Annotated in this window: 23 protein-coding genes; 10 read left to right on the top strand and 13 right to left on the bottom strand. The window is 44.9% G+C overall.

The features are described 5' to 3' along the window. Nucleotides 1-14: 14 nt before the first annotated feature. From CW740_RS10430 to CW740_RS10400, 7 genes are all read left to right on the top strand, one after another. Nucleotides 15-1,397 (top strand): coniferyl aldehyde dehydrogenase, encoded by a 1,383-nt coding sequence (locus tag CW740_RS10430; RefSeq protein WP_106647438.1) that lies wholly within the window; start codon nt 15-17, stop codon nt 1,395-1,397. Continuing rightward, the gene (locus tag CW740_RS10425; RefSeq protein ID WP_106647437.1) at nt 1,397-1,987 is read left to right on the top strand and encodes a hypothetical protein; all 591 of its coding nucleotides are present in this window, start codon (nt 1,397-1,399) and stop codon (nt 1,985-1,987) included. Before CW740_RS10430 ends, CW740_RS10425 begins: the two co-directional genes overlap by 1 nt. After that, on the top strand, nt 1,974-3,524 hold the full coding sequence (locus CW740_RS10420; RefSeq protein WP_106647436.1) for a GMC family oxidoreductase: 1,551 nt from the start codon (nt 1,974-1,976) through the stop codon (nt 3,522-3,524). Before CW740_RS10425 ends, CW740_RS10420 begins: the two co-directional genes overlap by 14 nt. 44 nt (nt 3,525-3,568) lie before the next feature. Continuing rightward, nucleotides 3,569-4,051: a pantetheine-phosphate adenylyltransferase gene (gene coaD / locus CW740_RS10415; RefSeq protein ID WP_106647435.1), complete on the top strand. Its 483-nt coding sequence runs from the start codon at nt 3,569-3,571 to the stop codon at nt 4,049-4,051. 106 nt (nt 4,052-4,157) lie between these two features. Further along, on the top strand, nt 4,158-4,418 hold the full coding sequence (locus CW740_RS10410) for a YfhL family 4Fe-4S dicluster ferredoxin (RefSeq protein ID WP_106647434.1): 261 nt from the start codon (nt 4,158-4,160) through the stop codon (nt 4,416-4,418). A 59-nt stretch (nt 4,419-4,477) separates the two neighbouring features. Then, nucleotides 4,478-5,239, top strand: coding sequence for a patatin-like phospholipase family protein (locus CW740_RS10405; protein WP_106647433.1), 762 nt, complete (start codon nt 4,478-4,480; stop codon nt 5,237-5,239). A 118-nt stretch (nt 5,240-5,357) separates the two neighbouring features. Continuing rightward, nucleotides 5,358-5,753 carry a YkgJ family cysteine cluster protein gene (locus CW740_RS10400; protein ID WP_106647432.1) on the top strand — a complete coding sequence of 132 codons (396 nt, stop codon included), beginning with the start codon at nt 5,358-5,360 and terminating at the stop codon, nt 5,751-5,753. Between the two features lie 38 nt (nt 5,754-5,791). Here the strand turns inward: CW740_RS10400 and CW740_RS10395 are convergent, their stop codons facing one another. The 7 genes from CW740_RS10395 to radC all read right to left on the bottom strand — a co-directional run bounded on the left by CW740_RS10395 (nt 5,792) and on the right by radC (nt 9,598). Continuing rightward, entirely contained in the window at nt 5,792-6,103 is a 312-nt protein-coding gene (locus CW740_RS10395; RefSeq protein WP_106647431.1) for a DUF3301 domain-containing protein, read from the bottom strand. 90 nt (nt 6,104-6,193) lie between these two features. Next, entirely contained in the window at nt 6,194-6,607 is a 414-nt protein-coding gene (locus tag CW740_RS10390) for an ExbD/TolR family protein (protein WP_018624041.1), read from the bottom strand. Nucleotides 6,608-6,787: 180 nt separating this feature from the next. Further along, complete coding sequence (locus tag CW740_RS10385; RefSeq protein WP_106647430.1) at nt 6,788-7,204, bottom strand: ExbD/TolR family protein; 417 nt, start codon at nt 7,202-7,204, stop codon at nt 6,788-6,790. Nucleotides 7,205-7,313: 109 nt separating this feature from the next. Next, a complete protein-coding gene (gene mutM / locus CW740_RS10380) occupies nt 7,314-8,123 on the bottom strand; it encodes a bifunctional DNA-formamidopyrimidine glycosylase/DNA-(apurinic or apyrimidinic site) lyase (protein ID WP_106647429.1) in 810 nt (269 codons plus the stop codon). 186 nt (nt 8,124-8,309) lie between these two features. Beyond that, on the bottom strand, nt 8,310-8,465 hold the full coding sequence (gene rpmG / locus CW740_RS10375; protein ID WP_018624044.1) for a 50S ribosomal protein L33: 156 nt from the start codon (nt 8,463-8,465) through the stop codon (nt 8,310-8,312). A gap of 12 nt (nt 8,466-8,477) precedes the next feature. Next, the gene (gene rpmB / locus CW740_RS10370; protein ID WP_018624045.1) at nt 8,478-8,714 is read right to left on the bottom strand and encodes a 50S ribosomal protein L28; all 237 of its coding nucleotides are present in this window, start codon (nt 8,712-8,714) and stop codon (nt 8,478-8,480) included. A gap of 209 nt (nt 8,715-8,923) precedes the next feature. After that, nucleotides 8,924-9,598, bottom strand: coding sequence for a RadC family protein (gene radC, locus CW740_RS10365; protein ID WP_106647428.1), 675 nt, complete (start codon nt 9,596-9,598; stop codon nt 8,924-8,926). 143 nt (nt 9,599-9,741) lie between these two features. Between radC and coaBC the strand changes: the two genes are divergently transcribed. From coaBC to slmA, 3 genes are all read left to right on the top strand, one after another. Beyond that, nucleotides 9,742-10,941 carry a bifunctional phosphopantothenoylcysteine decarboxylase/phosphopantothenate--cysteine ligase CoaBC gene (gene coaBC, locus CW740_RS10360; protein ID WP_106647427.1) on the top strand — a complete coding sequence of 400 codons (1,200 nt, stop codon included), beginning with the start codon at nt 9,742-9,744 and terminating at the stop codon, nt 10,939-10,941. A 102-nt stretch (nt 10,942-11,043) separates the two neighbouring features. Then, nucleotides 11,044-13,464 carry a phosphomannomutase/phosphoglucomutase gene (locus CW740_RS12595; protein ID WP_106647426.1) on the top strand — a complete coding sequence of 807 codons (2,421 nt, stop codon included), beginning with the start codon at nt 11,044-11,046 and terminating at the stop codon, nt 13,462-13,464. A 32-nt stretch (nt 13,465-13,496) separates the two neighbouring features. After that, nucleotides 13,497-14,090: a nucleoid occlusion factor SlmA gene (gene slmA / locus CW740_RS10350; protein WP_106647425.1), complete on the top strand. Its 594-nt coding sequence runs from the start codon at nt 13,497-13,499 to the stop codon at nt 14,088-14,090. An 11-nt stretch (nt 14,091-14,101) separates the two neighbouring features. Here the strand turns inward: slmA and CW740_RS10345 are convergent, their stop codons facing one another. The 6 genes from CW740_RS10345 to CW740_RS10320 all read right to left on the bottom strand — a co-directional run bounded on the left by CW740_RS10345 (nt 14,102) and on the right by CW740_RS10320 (nt 19,364). Continuing rightward, nucleotides 14,102-15,067, bottom strand: a complete 966-nt coding sequence (locus CW740_RS10345) for a hypothetical protein (protein ID WP_106647424.1) — start codon at nt 15,065-15,067, stop codon at nt 14,102-14,104. A 21-nt stretch (nt 15,068-15,088) separates the two neighbouring features. Then, nucleotides 15,089-15,736, bottom strand: a complete 648-nt coding sequence (gene pyrE, locus CW740_RS10340; RefSeq protein ID WP_106647423.1) for an orotate phosphoribosyltransferase — start codon at nt 15,734-15,736, stop codon at nt 15,089-15,091. A 136-nt stretch (nt 15,737-15,872) separates the two neighbouring features. Then, nucleotides 15,873-16,166, bottom strand: coding sequence for a PilZ domain-containing protein (locus CW740_RS10335; protein WP_033413825.1), 294 nt, complete (start codon nt 16,164-16,166; stop codon nt 15,873-15,875). A gap of 90 nt (nt 16,167-16,256) precedes the next feature. Then, the gene (gene rsmA / locus CW740_RS10330; protein WP_198555361.1) at nt 16,257-17,066 is read right to left on the bottom strand and encodes a 16S rRNA (adenine(1518)-N(6)/adenine(1519)-N(6))-dimethyltransferase RsmA; all 810 of its coding nucleotides are present in this window, start codon (nt 17,064-17,066) and stop codon (nt 16,257-16,259) included. 19 nt (nt 17,067-17,085) lie between these two features. Then, nucleotides 17,086-18,081, bottom strand: coding sequence for a 4-hydroxythreonine-4-phosphate dehydrogenase PdxA (pdxA, locus tag CW740_RS10325; RefSeq protein WP_188459707.1), 996 nt, complete (start codon nt 18,079-18,081; stop codon nt 17,086-17,088). Continuing rightward, the gene (locus CW740_RS10320; RefSeq protein WP_106647421.1) at nt 18,081-19,364 is read right to left on the bottom strand and encodes a peptidylprolyl isomerase; all 1,284 of its coding nucleotides are present in this window, start codon (nt 19,362-19,364) and stop codon (nt 18,081-18,083) included. Before CW740_RS10320 ends, pdxA begins: the two co-directional genes overlap by 1 nt. Nucleotides 19,365-19,366 lie beyond the last annotated feature (2 nt).

Here is a 19,366-nt window from a genome sequence, read left to right as displayed (position 1 = left end):
GATGACGCAAGGCAATGGAACAAGTCTTCAAAAACTTAAAACAAAAAGCATTTGCGCAGCCCTATCCAGAAGTCAAAGAGCGCCGCAAAGTCTTAAAGCAAATCAAGAAAATGCTGCTTAAGAGTGAGTCAGCGATTATTGAAGCGATTAATAAAGACTTTACCTATCGCGAACCATTCGAGACACAAATTGCCGAATTATTCCCGTCCATAAAAACCATACAGCATGCCAGTAAACATTTGTCTTCATGGGTACTACCCGAAAAGCGGAAAGTGAGTATCTGGTTTAAACCAGCGACTGCTAAAGTTATGTATCAACCGCTAGGGGTGGTTGGCGTAATAGTACCCTGGAACTATCCTCTTTACTTAGCCATAGGCCCAATAGTAGCTGCCATTGCTGCTGGTAATCGGGTCATGGTAAAGATGTCTGAGTTCACCCCCCACTTTAGTCAGTTATTTGCTGAGCTGTGCGATAAATATGTTGATAACGGTTGGCTGAATATTGTAAATGGTGATGCAGAGGTGGCCGCAGATTTTGCTGCGCTTCCTTTCGATCACCTTCTTTTTACTGGTTCAACCGATATCGGAAAAAAAGTTATGGCATCGGCCAGTAAAAATTTAACCCCTGTAACATTAGAGCTTGGCGGAAAATCACCGACTATTATTGATGAGGGTTACCCCATAGAAAAAGCGGTTGAAAAATTACTGTTTGGAAAGCTTTTGAATTCAGGTCAAACATGCCTGGCCCCGGATTACGTTTTTGTTCATAACTCCCATAAAGATTCATTTGTTAAAACTTGTAAGGCAGTTGCCCAGAAATTTTATCCCGACTGGAAACGCGCTCATTACACAGCAATGATCAATAACAAACAGTGGGAGCGTCATCAACAACTACTGGATGATGCCAACGAAAAAGGCGCAGAGTTGATTCCACTGTTTCAGGATTCGGAAACAACCGGTCGTAAGCAACCACCTCATCTGGTTATGGGCGTTACAGACCAAATGCTAATCATGCAGCAGGAGATTTTTGGCCCATCATTACCAGTCATATTTTTTGATTCGATAGATAGTGTTATAAAGTCCATCAATAGCCGTCCCCGTCCATTGGCGCTTTATCTTTTGTCTTATGATAAGGACCACTTCAAACGCCTGATGATTGAGACTCATTCTGGAGGCGTTACAGTCAATGACACGATTTTACATGTGAGCCAGGAAAATCTGCCATTCGGCGGAATAGGGCCTAGCGGAATGGGGCATTATCATGGTCTAGAAGGCTTTAAAACTTTCTCCCATGCTAAAAGTATTTTTAATCAATCTAGAGTTGCCAGCTCCAAATTGATTTATCCACCTTATGGCAAACTCAGCAGATTCCTGTATCGACTGATGCGAGGTCGATAATGGTAAAAGATGCTGATGAAACCGAAATTGAAAGTTCAGCCCGGCGAAAAGTTCTAAAAGGCGCTTTATGGGGAAGCCTAGCCATTGTTTCTGGGGTGAGCCTTTGGCAGCTGTCGTTAACTGAGTCTGTAGAAACTGTCGAAGCTGATGAATACCCCTATCGTTTTTTAAACATGGATGAGCGGCTTCTACTTTGGGCCATCATACCTGCTTATCTTTATCCTGCCCTGGATAAAAATGATGAAGAATCGAGGTTCTTGGTTTTAAGAAATATTGATGGAGCCATTAGTGGGCTTCCTCAATCTACACAGGATGAGTTACGTCAACTGTTTAGCTTGCTCAGTTTTCAGCTAGGTAAAGCTTTGGTGGCAGGTATCTGGACGCGATGGAATCAGGCTGATATAAACTCTCTTCAATCATTCCTGACGGCCTGGCGAGAAAGCTATGTCGCATTATTGAGAGTTGGCTATCTTGGTTTGCATCAAATCATTGTAGGCTCTTTTTATGGCGAGCCGATGAGCTGGCAAGCTATTGGTTATCCCGGACCACCACAAATGAATTTGCCTGAGTCGTTTTATGAAGACTTCTAATACCTTTGATGCAGCCACTTTACAGAAGAAAACACTGGCTGCTGATGTCGTCATTGTGGGGACAGGTGCCGGTGGTGGAGTCAGTGCCGAAATTTTTGCAGAAGCAGGCTACAAAGTTTTATTGATAGAAGAGGGGCCTTTGAAAACTGCCCGCGACTTTAATATGCGAGAAAAAGAGGCTTACCCGCAATTGTATCAGGAGTCGGCTGGACGCAAGACACTGGACAAGGCAATCAATATTTTGCAGGGGCGAGCTGTTGGTGGTTCGACGACAGTCAACTGGACCACCAGTTTCCGAACACCTGAGCAGACCTTAAAGCATTGGCAAACCCATTTCGAGATTGGAGGGCATAGCAAAGAATCACTGGCTCCCTGGTTCGCCAAGATGGAGCAACGGTTGAATATCGAGCCATGGCAAATACCAGCCAACCCAAATAACCGCACGATAGCTAATGGCGCTGAAAAGCTTGGCTGGTCCCATGCAACTATCGCCCGTAATGTAAAAGGTTGTGCCAATCTTGGTTACTGTGGTTTGGGTTGTCCCATCAACGCTAAACAATCCATGCTGGTCACTACAATTCCGACTGCCCTCAAGGCTGGCGCGAGGCTTATATATAAGGCGCGGGTTGAACGGATAACATATAGCAATGAGGCCGTAACGGGTTGTGAGTTGATTGCAATGGATGGATTTGGTCAGCCTATCACTGATACTACTATTTCTATCAAGGCTCCTTTGGTCATTTTGAGTGCCGGTGCGATTGGTTCGCCAGCCGTATTGTTACGCTCAAAGGTTCCGGATCCAAACAATCTAATTGGCAAGAGAACATTCCTACATCCCACCGTCATCAGCGCTGCGGTAATGCCTGAGGCTGTGAATGGATACGCCGGAGCACCGCAAAGTATCTATAGCGATCATTTCTTATGGCCTGATGATAATGAAATGGGCTTTAAAATTGAAGCTGCTCCACTTCATCCGCTACTAACATCGACAGTGTTGACCAGCTTTGGACAAGAGCACTTTGCTCTGATGCAACAGTTTCCAAATATACAGGGTTCAATCGCTTTGCTTCGAGATGGGTTTAGTGAACAAAGTGTAGGTGGTGAGGTGGTACTGGATGACTATGGCTTTCCAAAAGTGAAGTATGAGTTAAATGACTATTTCTGGAAAGGAGCAAAAAAGGCATTACTGGCAATGGCTGAAATGCAGTTTGCAGCAGGTGCAAAGCAGGTGCTACCCATTCATCTTTACGCAACGCCCTATCGTAGCTGGAATGAAGCCAAAGCAGCAATCGAACAGTTATCCATGAAGCCACTGGAAGCTTTGGTTTTCAGCGCTCATGTAATGGGCGGGTGTGCCATGGGCGGTGATGAGGAACTATCAGTCGTTGATGAGTCAGGTCGATATCGTCATCTGGATGGGCTCTATATCTTCGATGGTTCGATTTTCCCAACCAGCATTGGCGCAAACCCTCAGCTATCTATTTATGGTTTAGTTGCTAAGCTCGCTAGCGAGTTGGTGGCAGGCTCTAGGATTTAATAGTACTTTTCAGTAAGATGGCCTTTTGATTAGTAATCGATATCATGAAGAAAACCGTTTTATACCCAGGAACTTTCGATCCTATTACCAAAGGGCACATGGACTTGGTGGATCGTGCATGTCGCTTATTCGATAAGGTGGTAATTGCTATTGCCCATAGCCCTGCCAAAAAGCCGTTATTTAGTCTTGATGAGCGCGTGGATATGGTGCGTATGATCTTCGCGGATAATCCGCAGGTTGAGGTCTTAGGCTTCCGTGGACTGTTGGCTAATTTTGCAAAGGAAAACAATGCGATAGCCGTCCTGCGTGGGATTCGAGCGGTTTCCGACTTTGAGTTTGAGTTCCAACTCGCAAATATGAACCGCCATCTTGACCCTGACTTGGAGTCAATCTTCTTAACGCCATCGGAAAAATACTCTTACATTTCCTCATCCCTGGTCCGCGAAGTGGCATCATTGGGTGGCGATATATCAGCATTTGTGGATGAGCGTGTTAAGCAGGCGCTGTTTGATAAGTTTCAGTCCTGAATGGAGCTGACAGTCATTAAAAATAATCTGGCTTGAATACTCGAACTTGAACGTTATATAAGCGATAATACTACTGCGATTTGCGTAATAGAGATTAACGATCCTTATGGCATTAAAAATTACTGACGAATGTATTAACTGTGATGTTTGTGAGCCCGAATGTCCCAACGAGGCCATTTATCAGGGGGAAGAGATTTATGAAATCGACCCTAATAAATGTACCGAGTGTGTAGGGCATTATGATGAGCCGCAATGTCAGCAGGTGTGTCCGGTCGACTGTATCCCATTAGATGAGGATCACCCTGAGACACAAGAAGAGTTGATCATCAAGTATGAAAATCTTACCGGTAATAAATTTGTCGGCTAAGACTTATACTCAGACTGATTCAAGGCGACGATAGTCGCCTTTTTTACCCCGTCCACCCCATGTCTAGACCCTTACTTAAAGAGTGGCTTGCTGAAGAGTCCTTTACCTTAACCTTGTCATCAGGTTTTTTTGGTTTTTTTGCTCATGCCGGAGTCCTGAGGGCGTTGGAAGAATCCAATATATTACCTCGGAAGCTAACCGGTTCCAGCGCAGGAGCACTCATTGCCGGCTGCTGGGCTGGAGGTATGAGTTCGAAGGATATCAAGGAGTTGCTGTTTAGTCTTAAAAGACAAGATTTCTGGGATCCCGGTTTTGGTAGGGGCTTACTGAAAGGTGATAAGTTTCGTCAGCTACTAGCTGACTCCTTAATAGTCAAAAACTTCTCTGACTGTCGTACAGAACTGTGTTTGTCTGCTTACTCGATTGATAGCAAGGAAACTATTATTCTGGATAAAGGAGATCTGGTTTCTGCTATTTACGCATCGTGCGCCATCCCAGTGATGTTTCAGCCAGTAACGATTGATAATCATCGCCTTCTAGATGGTGGTATTAAAGATAGACCGGCTTTAGATGCAACTGAGCCCGGTGAACGAATTTTTTATCATCATATAGCCTCTAAATCCCCCTGGCGGCGCAAAAACTCATCAGCCATACAAATCCCAAGGCGTACTAACTTAACCAGCCTGGTTATCCATGACCTACCTCGTTCAGGACCGTTTAAACTTGATGTAGGTCAGGTTGCATACCAGAAAGCGTATAAGGCTGCTCAAAAAGCTCTGCATAGGCCTGTGGTCGATGGCTCTGTCAGCATAGCTTCTTAGTTGGCTATATTGGGGCCTGATATTAGGACCTGAGTTAAAGAGTTGTAGACAAGTTTCTTTCTGCTCAATTAAAATATCCGCTCCTTTGTTGTGTGACTGTTTGGCGTCCTGTTGAGCGATGAGCACGAATCCTAATCCTAATCCTAATCCTAATCCTTGTGTTATCTGTGGTGCATGCTGCGCAACATATCGTGTATCCTTTTACTGGGGTGAAACCACTCTGGCTCCTTATGGCCAGGTTCCTGCTGAGTTAACTGAGAAAATAAGTCCGCAGAGAGTCTGCATGTCTGGAACTCAAGGAACAGAGCCTCGTTGCGTTGCACTAAAGGGTACTGTCGGTCAGGATGCAACCTGTAGTATCTATAATGATAGACCAAGCCCTTGTCGCGACTTTGATATTAACTTTGATGGGGTCAATCCTGGCTGCGACAGAGCGCGAGCGCGTTATGGGCTAGTGCCAATCCATGTGGTACAGATTGAGCCTGAGAATGCTGATATTGAAATTGTGGCTTAGGATTGTTGCTTAAAGATAAGTAGTTCAACAAGTCGTAATTAAACGGGCTCCTGCGGAGACTCCATTTCAACAATGATGGGCCAGCGCCCCTGCATGATGACATGCCCTACATAGCGTTTGGCACCATCGGTGGCAAATTCAAATTGGTATCTTCTTAGAAAGCGCCATTTGCCGTCCGGACCTTTGTCAAAATAGACTTTTTTTAAGGCAACATACCCATCCAGATTCTGAACATAGGCATCTTGGCAAGCTTTGAGAGCTGTTTTGTGCGCCTGTTCGCTGATGCGACTATTGTAGAGCCAGAAGCCTAATCCAAGCGCAATAGCTAATATTATGAGTAAGTTCATCATGAATGGGTAACGTTCTTAATCAAAGAATTAATAGTCCAGATAAGATAAAGGCGGCCAAAGCCGCCTTTTCTCAATAGCTGTGTTCGATTGTTATTTGCCAACAATCCATTTAGCTACGTTGACTTTCTCAACGCCGGCTTCCTTGGCCTGATCAACCGCAGCAATCAGTACTTCGTTATAAGCATCTTCATGCACACGAACTAGAACCGGTGAGCGTGGGTCAACGGCTAGCTGAGTTTCAATATTTGCACGAATCGCTTCTTTATCAACAGTACGGTCATTGATAATGACGTTGCTCGACTCATCAATTGATACAACAATCAACGGTGGAGGATTTTCCGGTGGCGTGGTGTCCTGGTTGGTCGTAGGACGCGCCAAATCAACTGCTGACTCTTTAACGAATGAGGTTGTTACGATGAAGAAAATCAACATGATAAACACGATGTCCAGCATCGGTGTCATATCAATGGAGGTTTCATCATCTTCTCTATTTTTTCTACGCATATTTCTCTAATCCTATCGCTCTGCCTTTTGTTTGGCGGTACTGGTTAATCCAGAAGTGGCCAACAAAGTTACATCTGGGCGACAATTTCACCAATTAAGTTAGTATAGCTGGCACATTAAATGTGATCCAGAGCTAAATGTCTAGTGTAAATTTAGCAAATTCCGATCAGGTTATATTGATTACCAGCGGGCAACGCTTACCTTTTGAATACCGGCTTGTTTTGCCTGGTCCAGAGTACCGATAAGGGTCTCATGCAGTGCCATGTCATTCACTCGAACAAGTAACGAAGCGTCTGGTGAGTTGACCAGTTGTCCTTCGATATTGGCGCGAACAGCTTCTATGTCAATGATTCTATTATCAAAAATCACCTGGCTATCCTCATTAATGCTGACCAGTATGGGTTGACTGTCCTGCTCACAGTTACCCTGACATTGATTGGTTGCTTTAGTGACATCGATGGTCTGAGTATTGATAAAACTGGTGGTGACTATGAAGAAGAGCAGCATGATGAAGACAATGTCCAATAAAGAAGTCATATCGACTTTCGCCTCTGCTGCAGCGTCTTGCGCGGTTTTAGCTTTTGAATGCTTTAACATGGCTAGCTCCTTATTATCTAAGTTATCGCCAAGCCTTCTGGACGTCTATTTGAAGGCGGCAGTTTCAACATAGCAGAACTAACAGTCAGAAGCTAGCTTGAAGAAATAACTATCGCTGGCATTTGGGGCAATAAAAACTCGAACGTTGACCAATTACTTGTTTCTTAATCAGGGCGCCACACTGGTTGCAAGGTAAATCGGCTCTCCCATAAACATTGAGTTGCTGTGCAAAATACCCCGGAGAACCATCTGTCTGGGTAAAGTCCTTCAGGGTTGTGCCACCTTCACTAATAGCCTTTTCCAGTACGGCCTTGATAAAGCCTGCCAACAGGTTGCAGCGAGCCAGGCTGACTTTGTTAGCAGCCCGCTTGGGATGTATGCCGCTCATAAATAGTGATTCGCTGGCATAGATATTGCCAACGCCTACAACGACTTTGTTGTCCATTATTGCGTTTTTAATGGCACCCTTGCGTTTGGATAGAGCTGTGTGCAGATACTTTCCGTCAAAGTCATCACTCAGTGGCTCCGGGCCCAGCTGACTCAAAACGCTTAGTGTTTCGCCTGAGGGTTGCCACAAGATGGCGCCGAAGCGTCGTGGGTCATTGAAACGCAATGCGCTGTTATCATCAAACACCACTTCGAAGTGATCATGCTTTTTTAAACTGGCCTGAGCGCTGACGACGCGCATGGTGCCGGACATGCCTAGATGCATGATCAAATTACCGGTAGGGAATTCCCAGAGCATATATTTAGCACGTCGACGAATCTCGCCTGATGTCACCCCTACCAGTGCTTTTGCTTCCTCTGCTATTGGCCAGCGTAGCTGTGGCTGATAGATGTTCACCGCGGTAATGCGTTTACCAACGATATGGGGCGCGAGGCCATTTTTAGTGGTTTCTACTTCAGGTAATTCAGGCATGTAACTAGAAAGATATCGATAATAACAGGATGGCTAATATTATCGATTACAACGCAAAAAGCCCAGAGTTAACTGGGCTTTTGTTTACATAGAAGCGTTTTCTTGGAGGCAGAAAACTTAAAGTGAGCAACCGTTTCTTTTCAGTAGTTATCTTGTAATAACTATAGAAAAGAAGGTTAAGCTAGATTACTTAATTTTAGCTTCTTTGTAGATAACATGCTTGCGAATGGTTGGATCAAATTTTTTGATTTCCATTTTGCCTGGCATGTTTTTCTTGTTTTTGTCTGTAGTGTAGAAGTGACCAGTACCGGCACTTGATACTAAACGGATTTTATCGCGCATCTCTATCGCTCCTTATACTTTTTCGCCACGAGCACGCAATTCAGCTAGCACAGTATCGATACCTTTTTTATCGATAACGCGCATACCTTTTGCAGATACACGTAATTTAACGAAACGCTTCTCGCTCTCAACCCAGAAACGGTGAGAATGTAGATTAGGTAAGAAGCGACGCTTGGTTCTGTTCTTCGCGTGTGACACATTGTTACCGGTCACAGGACGCTTACCTGTTACCTGACAAACCTTAGCCATGGATAGCCTCCAAAAAAATAACTCAAAAAAACGGTTTAAGGGCACGATGTTGGTAATTGGAACATCGCAGCTCTTCAAATTGGGCGCACTTTATACCAGAAAGCAGCCAGCTTGACAACAAAACTCATAGCAAATGACCTGTTTCTGGCTTAATTTGTTAAATTTGGGTGTTCGCTGGTCATTTAGGGCCGAGTATCAGCCAGATGACATTATAGTAGCCCATGCTCGGCAAAGGAATAGCTGCCTCCCTGTGCAACTATGATATGGTCCAAAGTTCGGATATCCAGTAAGCCCAGTGCTTCTTGAATTTTATCGGTAATATGGCGATCTGAGGGACTAGGCTCAAGCGAACCACTGGGATGATTATGGGCAAGGATAACGGCCGCAGAATGGTAGGTCAGAGCTTTCTCTACAACCACTCTAGGATGCACTTCAGAGCTGTTAATTGTTCCCTGAAACAGGGTTTCTGAAGCCAATAACTGATGTTGATTATTGAGGAACAGAACCACAAACTGTTCCCGCTTATGGTGGCCCAGCAGGCTTTTCAGGTAGAGTTTGACGTCATTGGGGTTGGTAAATGATTGGCTGTGTTGCAGGTTTTCCTGCAAATAGCGTTTAGATAGCTCGAGGCAAGCCTGTAATTGGCAATATTTAGCACTGCCCAAGCCAAGGTGGCTGGTGAACTTTTTAAGGTCAGCTTCGAGCAATGCGCGCAAGCTGCCGAATTCTCCAAGTAAATGACGGGCCAGATCAACAGCATTAAGGCCCTGAGTTCCGGTGCGTAGAAAAATAGCTAGCAGTTCTGCGTCGGATAGGCTTTGCGGTCCCTGGCGCAGAAGTCTCTCCCTTGGCCGTTCGTCCTGTGGCCATTCCATTATCTTCATGTTCTTCCCTGTTTTATTCAACTTGAGTCAGGAATCTTAAAAGCCTGGTGTAGAGGTGTAATTAGGATTTTCGCTATAAATTTTGTGCGTAAAGGCGTAAACTGTGCCAAATATTATAAGTTAAGTTAAATCAACCGGTTAGCATGAAGTTGCAAGGTAAAAAAGTCCTTCTGGGTATTACAGGTGGTATCGCTGCGTACAAGAGTGCGGAGCTATGTCGTAATCTGAAAAAAGCAGGTGCCGAAGTCAGAGTTGTCATGACTAAAGGGGCGCAAGCATTTATTACGCCACTGACATTACAGGCGCTAAGCGGCAACCCGGTACACCATGACCTGCTTGACCCCAATGCTGAAGCTGCGATGGGGCACATTGAACTGGCTCGGTGGTCAGATTTTGTGGTGATAGCGCCTGCTTCGGCGGATTTTATGGCTCGTTTAAATGCGGGTATGGCCGATGATCTGCTGACCACCTTGTGTCTTGCAACGGCCAGTCCGATTGCCGTTGCTCCTGCCATGAATCAGCAGATGTGGGCGAATCCGGCAACTCAGCAGAATGTGCAGCAGCTTATGCAAAAAGGGATTGATATCTGGGGGCCTGAAGCAGGTGACCAGGCCTGTGGAGATGTGGGTCCAGGCCGCATGCTGGAACCTTCGGATTTATTAAACCGAATTGATGATCATTTCAATGATAAACCATTGAATGGCCAACGCTGGCTAATTACTGCTGGGCCCACTGTCGAGCCGATCGACCCGGTGCGTTATCTGGCTAATCGTAGCTCTGGCAAAATGGGTTTTGCCATTGCCGAAGCCGCTGCCAGGGCTGGTGCTGAGGTGACTCTGGTTACAGGACCAGTCAATCTTATTACAAGTAATGCAATAAAGCGTATTGATGTGCAGACTGCGCAACAGATGTTTGAGGCTGTACAGAGCCAGTTTAAGGGTGTTGATACTTTCGTTGCTTGCGCTGCAGTGTCAGATTACCGTCCTAAAGTGACTGCGCAGCAGAAACTTAAAAAGCAATCTGACGATGGGCTGACCATTGAATTAACTCAGAACCCGGATATTTTGAAGTGGGCTGCGGAGCAAAATACTGCATTTTGCGTCGGTTTCGCTGCAGAAACCAACAATATCGAAGAATATGCTGAAGCAAAAATGAATAAAAAAGGAATTAATGTCATTTGCGCCAATGATGTCAGTCGAAAAGACATTGGTTTTTCAAGTGACAATAATGAAGTGAGTGTTTACTATAAAAAAGATGGAGCGTTGCAGGTGCAGCACCTGGGGCCTGCTTTAAAGTCAGTCATAGCACAGCAGCTGGTGAGTTTTTTACCCGGTATCAAATAGTTTATTGAATGACAGGGCGATGAATGTCCTGAATACTTGGCAAAGGGCTGTTTGCTTTACAGTGCAAATAAATAGACCACGAAGGATCTTAAAGGGGGATGCATGGGGAAAGGTAAAAGTCTGGTTAGCTTTTTTTTACTACCACTAATCATAGGCTTGGCTTTGTTATGCGTGGTTGGCGCAGTGCTCTACTATTTGGGAATCCAGCAACCGCTGGAAACTCAGGCCAAACAATTAATTGGTTCGCAGATTGAAGAGCGTGCCGATCTCATAGAACAAAAAATCAATCAAATCCAGAAGACCATTTCCGTTGCGGTTCAAACAGGTGGGCAATCGGACGAAGCTCAACTGGTTCGTGATATCAAATCATCTACTCCACAGATCGACCAAGTGCAGTTTTTTTCGCCTGAGGATTTACAGGTCAACCTGGATAATAGACCAGTCATAACTCATGTGGTTGTTGACTTGCTCAGGAAAGCATTGGCAGGGGAGGCGGTTCCTCCAGAGCTGATATTGAATAAAGGGCAGGCTGATTATGTTGCTTTTGTACATAAGCTGAATGATCAGCGTGCATTAATGGCAACCGTTCAACCCAGTCAGATGGCAGGCCTTATGGGTGGAGCAGATCCTGGCACCTACTTTGAGCTTCGCCAAAGCTTTGCTGAATCAAATCACACAATTGCTTCCGCAGGAACCAATCCTGGAACAGGCCAACCGTTGGTTGTATCTCCTGCATTTGGAGCAAACTGGACGGTTGCATTCTGGCAAGGTACTGGTAACTTTTTGGCGACCGCTGGTTTGCTACCCATTTTATTGATGCTGGGAGCTGTGATTGCACTTTTAATTGCTGCCTTGATGCCAATGATTAGTTTGCAGCGATTATTAAATAAAGATGCCCGTGAGTTTATTCAAGGCATCAATGACCAGCACATGCCTAATCACTTTAGCCTCAAGTTTTTTAATGATATGGCTTCTAGCTATCGTAGAGTCGCTGGATTAAAGGAGCCTGTTGCGCCATCCCAAAGTGCTGAAGAGATTGAAGAAAGTGGTCTGCAGGTTGAAGACGATGCTAGCGAAGACAATGAATCAAGTGTACCTGCTACAAAGACAATACCAATCTCTGGTCAATTCGATCTTGAAAACATCAGCCATTCAATCAGCGCCGATATATTCCGGGAGTATGATGTGCGCGGGCGGGTGGATAAGGATTTTGATGCTGGCGTTGTTTATGCCCTCGGCTTGGCAATCGGTAGCGAAGCTTATGGTAGAGGTGAACAGAAAGTTGTGGTCGCCAGAGATGGTCGGATTTCCAGTCCAGAGCTGCATGAGGCGCTCAAACAGGGGCTGGTGGACAGTGGACGAGATGTTATTGATTTAGGCATGGTTCCTACCCCACTGCTGTATTTTGCGACTCATAAGCTGGACACTCACTCTGGGGTAATGGTAACTGGAAGCCATAATCCAACTAATCATAATGGTTTGAAAATTGTGTTAGCTGGCGAAACCATTCATGGCAAAGATGTAAAGACGCTCTATAAACGAATCCGCGAGCAGGACTTCCTGAGTGGCCATGGTCAGATAACGGATTATCAAATAGAGCAACAATATCTTGAAGAAGTAGCCTCTAATATCAAAGTGGATAAACCACTAAAAATTGTTATAGATAGCGGTAATGGAGTGACAGGAAATATAGCTCCTCGTCTGTTTCAGGCTTTGGGCTGCGATGTTATTGGCTTACATACCAAAATCGATGGTAATTTCCCGAATCATCATCCCGATCCAAACCATGCAAAAAATTTGCAGGATGTGATTGCAATGGTTTTGCAGGAGAAGGCGGATCTTGGTTTGGCTTTCGATGGCGACGGTGACCGACTTGGTGTGATTGATAATCAGGGCAATGTTATCTGGACAGATCGGTTGATGATGTTGCTGGCAATGGATGTTCTATCGCGCAAGAATGGCGCTGAAATCGTGTATGACGTTAAGTGTACCCGTCATTTGCCAGACATGATTAAAAAGCATGGTGGTCACCCAATTATCTGGAAAACCGGCCATTCATTAATGAAGGCTAAAATGCAGGAAACTGGTGCCCAACTGGGTGGTGAGGGCAGTGGTCATATTTATTTCAAAGAGCGCTGGTATGGTTTTGATGATGCGCTGTATGCTGCGGCTCGATTATTAGAGATATTGGGTAAGGACCCACGCCCCTTGGCCGAAATCTTTGAACAACTACCTCAAAGTCTGGAAACCGAAGAAATTAATGTACCTGTTGCAGATAAAATCAAATTCAAATTGATTGAGGTACTAATCAAGAAAGGCCAGTTTGGTGACGGCAAGGTTTCAACAATTGACGGTATCAGAGTAGAGTACCCGGATCGTTGGCTACTGGCACGAGCTTCAAATACCACGCCAAGTATTGTGATTAAGTTCGAGGCCGATTCAAGTGAAGCATTGGAGCAAGTCAAGACACTGCTGAGGGAGCAGTTATTGGCAATAGCACCTAAGTTAAAAGTAAATTTTTAAATTAAAAAATAAGTTGGAAAATAGAGAGTATTATGACAACCAAAAAGAATACAAAGCGCAAAGAAGAAATCTTGCAAGCTTTGGCCTTAATGTTGGAAAAAGGTCCTGGGGAGCGAATTACGACCGCAAAGTTGGCACAGGAAGTTGGTGTTTCTGAAGCTGCCTTATATAGGCACTTTCCAAGCAAGGCGCGGATGTTTGAGGGACTGATTGAATTTACTGAAGAGGCCTTGTTCTCACGTATCAATCGTATCGCGAAGGAACAGGCAGATATCAAAGAGCAGTGCTTTCAGATTATGACACTGGTTTTAACTTTTGCCAGCCGAAACCCTGGGATTTGTCGCTTGTTAACTGGAGAGGCATTGGCTGGTGAAAACGAGCGTTTAAGAGGCCGCATTAGCCAGTTGTTTAATCGTATCGAAACTCAGTTGAAGCAACAGCTCAGACAGCATGAGGTAGCAGTGAGCGGCAAATTTAATCCTGACGTAGCCAGCCGTGCCAATTTATTGATGGCTGTTGTTGAAGGGCGTATTCAGCAGTATGTACGCACAGATTTTCTGCAATCGCCATTAGCAAGCTGGGACCAGCAGTGGCCCCTGCTCAGCAATATGGTGTCTTTAAACTAGGTAAGAAACTGTTAAAGAGATTCTCTTTCGGTCAGGTAGTCTACAAACTTGTTTTTGAGGTTTGTGACTTCCTGACTGGCACACAACTTTTCACCCGCTTCAGAGCTATGACAGCTCACTTCCATGACGATTTGCATACTTTCACTCTCGCCTGGTATGCGTGTAATTGATAATGAAATTTGATTTTCTGACTGTGCCTTGCCTGTCACGATTAGGGTATCGGTAACAATTTCCAGTTTATTTGAGGCATTTTCATGGGCAAATATCTGGGTGAATTTCCATGCCTTGTCACATGACACTCGATCAGGACAGCTATAGACGGCACCAAGGTTGGTTGCATCTCCACCACTACGATTGCGCTCTATTAGCTGTTGTGCCTGAAGCTCTTTAAATCGAATCAGGTCGCTCTGGAACTGTTGTTCAATACTTTTTATCTTTTCTTCGTAGCGAGATATTGAGGCATTATTGGTCTGAATTTGTGACTTTGTCGCATCTATCTCTTTGAGCGTGTTTGCAGGAACGGCTTTGCCCTGACGCTCGAAGTTTGCCGCACGACTTTGTAACTCCTGTAATTTATCGTTTAGGTTGTCGATGTGTCCATTGAGTAGATCAATGTTGGCTCGAAGCGCAGCTGTCTGATTTTTCTCAGTACGCTTAATATCATCTATAGTTTTGTACTGACGCATTAACAGAATATCGCGGCGTCTTTCTTCCATTTGCTTTTTCCGCTGTGCTTCAAGTTGCTCTTCCTTGATACGAGCCGCTTCTTTTTCTTCAGTCGTCATTTCGGGAGGAACAACTTCTAAAATACGTCCCTGTTCATTAATAACTTCGTAGCCTGCAATAACAGCCTCATCCGGCAAGTAATCTTTGACTATAAGTCGTCCATCGCTATCTTTATAACGATAAAAGTTTTTGCCAAACGCGGCTTGGCTAACAAGCAATAGTGAGAGAACAAGAAGCAGTGATTTTTTCATATAGCTCCAATAATTGAACAATTAAGACGAAACACCGTATGTTTGACGGTATTCCAGCACTTTATCATAGAAGTCGCCAAATTCTGTGTTTTGTTGCAGATAGTTGACCAGATCATCAAGCTTAATGATTGAGTAAACCGGGATGCCATAATCCCTCTCTACCTCCTGGACCGCTGAGAGTTCACCTTGACCTCGCTCCTGTCTATCCAGTGCTATTAGAACGCCACAGGGCTCAGCACCGTTATTTTTTATGATATCAATTGATTCACGAATAGCTGTCCCAGCTGATATGACATCATCAATAATCAACACCTTGCCATGCAAGGCGCTACCTACGATGTTACCACCTTCACCATGGTCTTTCTTTTCTTTACGGTTAAAGCTGTATGGCGTGTTGATATTATGGTGTTCGGATAGAGCTACCGATGCGCTGCTGACTAGCGGAATACCTTTATAAGCAGGGCCAAATAGCAGATCAAATGCGATCTTATTTTCAACGATGGTTTGAGCGTAGCAGCGTCCTAGCTGGGCAAGGTCATAGCCGCTGTCAAATAAACCGGTGTTAAAGAAATAGGGGCTTTTACGACCACTTTTCAGAGTGAACTCACCAAATTTAAGAACATTCTTGCTAAGCGCCAGCTCAATAAATTGTTTTTGATAATCTTGCATTGAGGTTTTACAGGGGGATTGTGGTTAATGTGAGCATGATAGCCCGTACCGATTTAAAAAAAAAGCATCGGTCAGCAAGAAGCTAGCATTGAAGCAGGGAGGAGAGGTACTTTAAGGGATTAAGTAAGCGATGATATTAAACAAATTCCAAGGCAATTTTTTCATCATCGACACGTACGACGCGCATCGCATGCAAAATCATTTTGCTTTCATCTTCGCCAAGAATACCTTCGATATGAACTTTCACTACATCGCCTGAATTGACTCTGTCGCCAAGGTTATTCTTGATTAATACACCGCCCTCTGAAATATCGAGGCTTTCGGTTAAAAACACTTGCGAGTCATGCTGACGAACTGCGACAGGCAGGTGAACTGTTACGCGGCAAAAACGACGTGCATCTTCCATATACGATACTGTGTTAGATTTCATACCCATATCCTTGAGTGATTTCCATGAAATTCCATGATAATTAAAGAAGCCAGTAGTGTAAAGGGGCAAAATCGTTGGTCAAACAAGCACTTAATCCGCTTGATTTTCTTCAACTTTTCGACAGATATCAACAAACTGGGCCAATGATAGCTGCTCTGCTCGCTCGGTAGGCTTAATACCAAGTTGTTCCAGACCTGCTTCATCAATGAAGTTTTTCAGGCTGTTACGTAAGGTTTTACGGCGCTGCCCAAATGCGGCCGTCACAATCTGATTCAGCAGCTTCTGATCCTTAACTGGATTGGGAAGTGTCTTGTAGGGCTGCAGGCGAACAATTGCCGATTCAACTTTTGGGGGTGGCTGGAAAGCACCGGGAGGGACTAAAAACAGCATGTCTGCCTGGCAATAATATTGAGTCATAACACTTAGACGACCATATGCGCTGGTTCCCGGTTGAGCACAGATTCTCTCGACCACTTCCTTCTGCAGCATGAAGTACATGTCTTTGATACTTTGACGCTGGTTGAGCAGATGAAATATCAGTGGGGTCGAAATATTGTAGGGTAAGTTACCGACAACTCTGATCTGTTCATTACCCGCCAGCTTACCGAAGTCGAACTTAAGGGCATCACTATGGTGGATAGTGAAGTTATCTCGGCCTGCAAATTTCTGTTCCAGGCGTGGAATGAGATCTCTATCCAGCTCTACCACGTGTAGCTCTGCAACCTTATTCACCAAGTGCTCTGTTATTGCTCCAAGTCCCGGGCCAATTTCAACCAGACGGTCATCTGCCTGGGCAGCAACCGACTCTACAATACGTTGAATATAGTGGTTATCGGATAAGAAATTCTGACCGAAGCGTTTACGGGCCTGATGACCCTGGACCATACGAGATTTTGACATGAGCTAGTAACTTATGTGGTTAGTTCGATTTACTGTTACGAATCAATTGTTGGGTGAATTGTAGCGCATATTGCATGCTACCGATATCAGCAAGGTTCTTACCGGCGATATCCAATCCGGTGCCATGATCAACCGATGTGCGAATGTAGGGTAGTCCAAGGGTTAAATTGATAGCCTTACCAAAGCCTTTATATTTTAGGGTTGGTAGCCCCTGATCGTGGTACATCGCAAGGACTGTATCGACCTGTTGCAGAAATTTGGGCTGGAATGCAGTATCGGCCGGCACAGGGCCAATCAATTCTGCATTAACCTCTGCTCTCAATCGCTCGAGGGTAGGAATAATGGTTTCGATTTCTTCACTTCCCAGATGACCATCTTCTCCTGCATGAGGATTGAGTCCGCATACCAGAATTTTAGGTCGTTCAAGAGCAAACTTGCTTTGTAGATCCTGTATCAAAATCCGAATTACCTGGTTTAGCAGTTGTGGTGTGATGGCATCAGGAACGGCTTTTAGCGGTAAATGAGTGGTAGCTAGAGCCACTCTCAGTCCTTCGGTTGCCAGCATCATGACCACTTTACTGACCTGACTCTTTTCGGCAAAAAATTCTGTGTGCCCGGTAAAACTCAGGCCTGCCTGATTAATAATGCCCTTGTGTACAGGGCCCGTCAGAATGGCGTCAACCCTGTTTTCAGAGGCTAACTGGTGGGCTATTTTTAATGTTTTGATCACGTATGCCGAATTGGCCTGATTAAGGCTTCCAGCAACTGCGGGAGCCTGTAGCTCAACGGGAACCACCCAGAGGTGTGCTTTCTGGTGAGCTGAGGGCGCCTGCGCTGGGTCAAATTCAGATAAGGTCAGAGGAAGCTGTAGTTGCTGTGCGGTTTCTTTCAGAAGTGTAGGAGAGGCACAAACAAGAAGTTGGTCACTATGTTCTAGCTGCGCCAGTTTGATAACAATCTCGGGTCCAATTCCGGCAGGCTCACCTGCCGTAATCAGAATTCTTGCAGGTTTTATCAAGCGTCTTCTTCCACGATTTTCTTCACGTAAGCTTCGTCACGTAACTCACGAATCCAGTTTTCGACTTCTTCACCAAATTTACGCTGTTGCAGAATACGCATTGCTTGTTGACGTTTCATGGCATCGGTCTGGTCATCGGTACGACGGCCTAACAGTTGAACAATATGCCAGCCAAAACTTGACTGGAATGGTTCACTGATTTCATTAACTTCAAGGTTCGCCAGGGTCTGCTCAAAAACAGGATCATAGACGCCCAGATTATTCCAGCCAAGGTCACCGCCTAGCTTGGCAGAACCTGGGTCATCAGAATGTTTCTTGGCTTCTTCAGAAAAGTCAGCATCTCCAGCAAGCACACGTTGACGAATATTGGCAAGTTGTTGCTTGGCGTCAGCTTCAGTAGTGATTGCATCGGGACGGATCAGGATATGGCGCGCATTGGTTTGCTGAACCAAGTGCTGCTGCTCGCCACGTTTATCCTTGATTTTAAGAATATGGAAACCCGATGGGCTGCGAACTGGCTGAGACACTTCACCTTTGCGAAGAAAGCTAACAACATTGGCGAACAAAGTTGGCATGGTGCTTTCGGTGCGCCAGCCAAAATCACCGCCCTCAGCCGCATCTGGGCTACTAGAAACTGCTTTAGCTGTCTCAGCAAAATCAGCACCGGCTTTAAGCTCTTTGATAACTGACAATGCTTTTTGTTTCGCTTGGCTTTCAGTTTGCACGTCTGCGTTTTCAGGCACTGCGATCAGGATATGTCCAAGGTTATATTCCACCTGATTCTGGGCATTCATTGATTGAATCAGTGAATCAATTTCTTTGTCACTGATTTTAATGCGACGAGCAACAAACGCATCTCGTAACTGACCAGTTAAAATTTCTTTACGTAGATCATCAAGAAACAATTCGTAAGAAATACCTTGTTGGGCAAGGCTTAGACGGAATTCATCAAGTGACATGCCGCTGTTTTTTGCTACCTGACTGGCGTACTGTTGTAATTCTGCAGGCTGGATTTGCATACCAGAGCGGCGAGCCATCTGATATTGCAGGCTCTGAATAATCAGCTGTTCAAGCAATTCCTTTCTAAGCACATCTTCTGGCGGTAATTGACCACCACGAGAACGGATTTGCTGTTTGGCTTGAATCACTTTGCGATCGAGTTCACTCTGAAGGATGACGTCCTCATCCACATGCGCAATAACTTTATCAATAACTTCTGCCTGAAGTGAAAATGCTGCAAGGCATAAAGTAAAACCAACTAATGCTTTTTTTAAAATCATAG

The sequence above is a fragment of the Kangiella profundi genome, from assembly GCF_002838765.1.
GTDB classification, from domain to species: domain Bacteria; phylum Pseudomonadota; class Gammaproteobacteria; order Enterobacterales; family Kangiellaceae; genus Kangiella; species Kangiella profundi.
The sequence above is the reverse complement of the archived record's forward strand: the minus strand, read 5'-3'. Positions and strand labels throughout refer to the sequence as shown.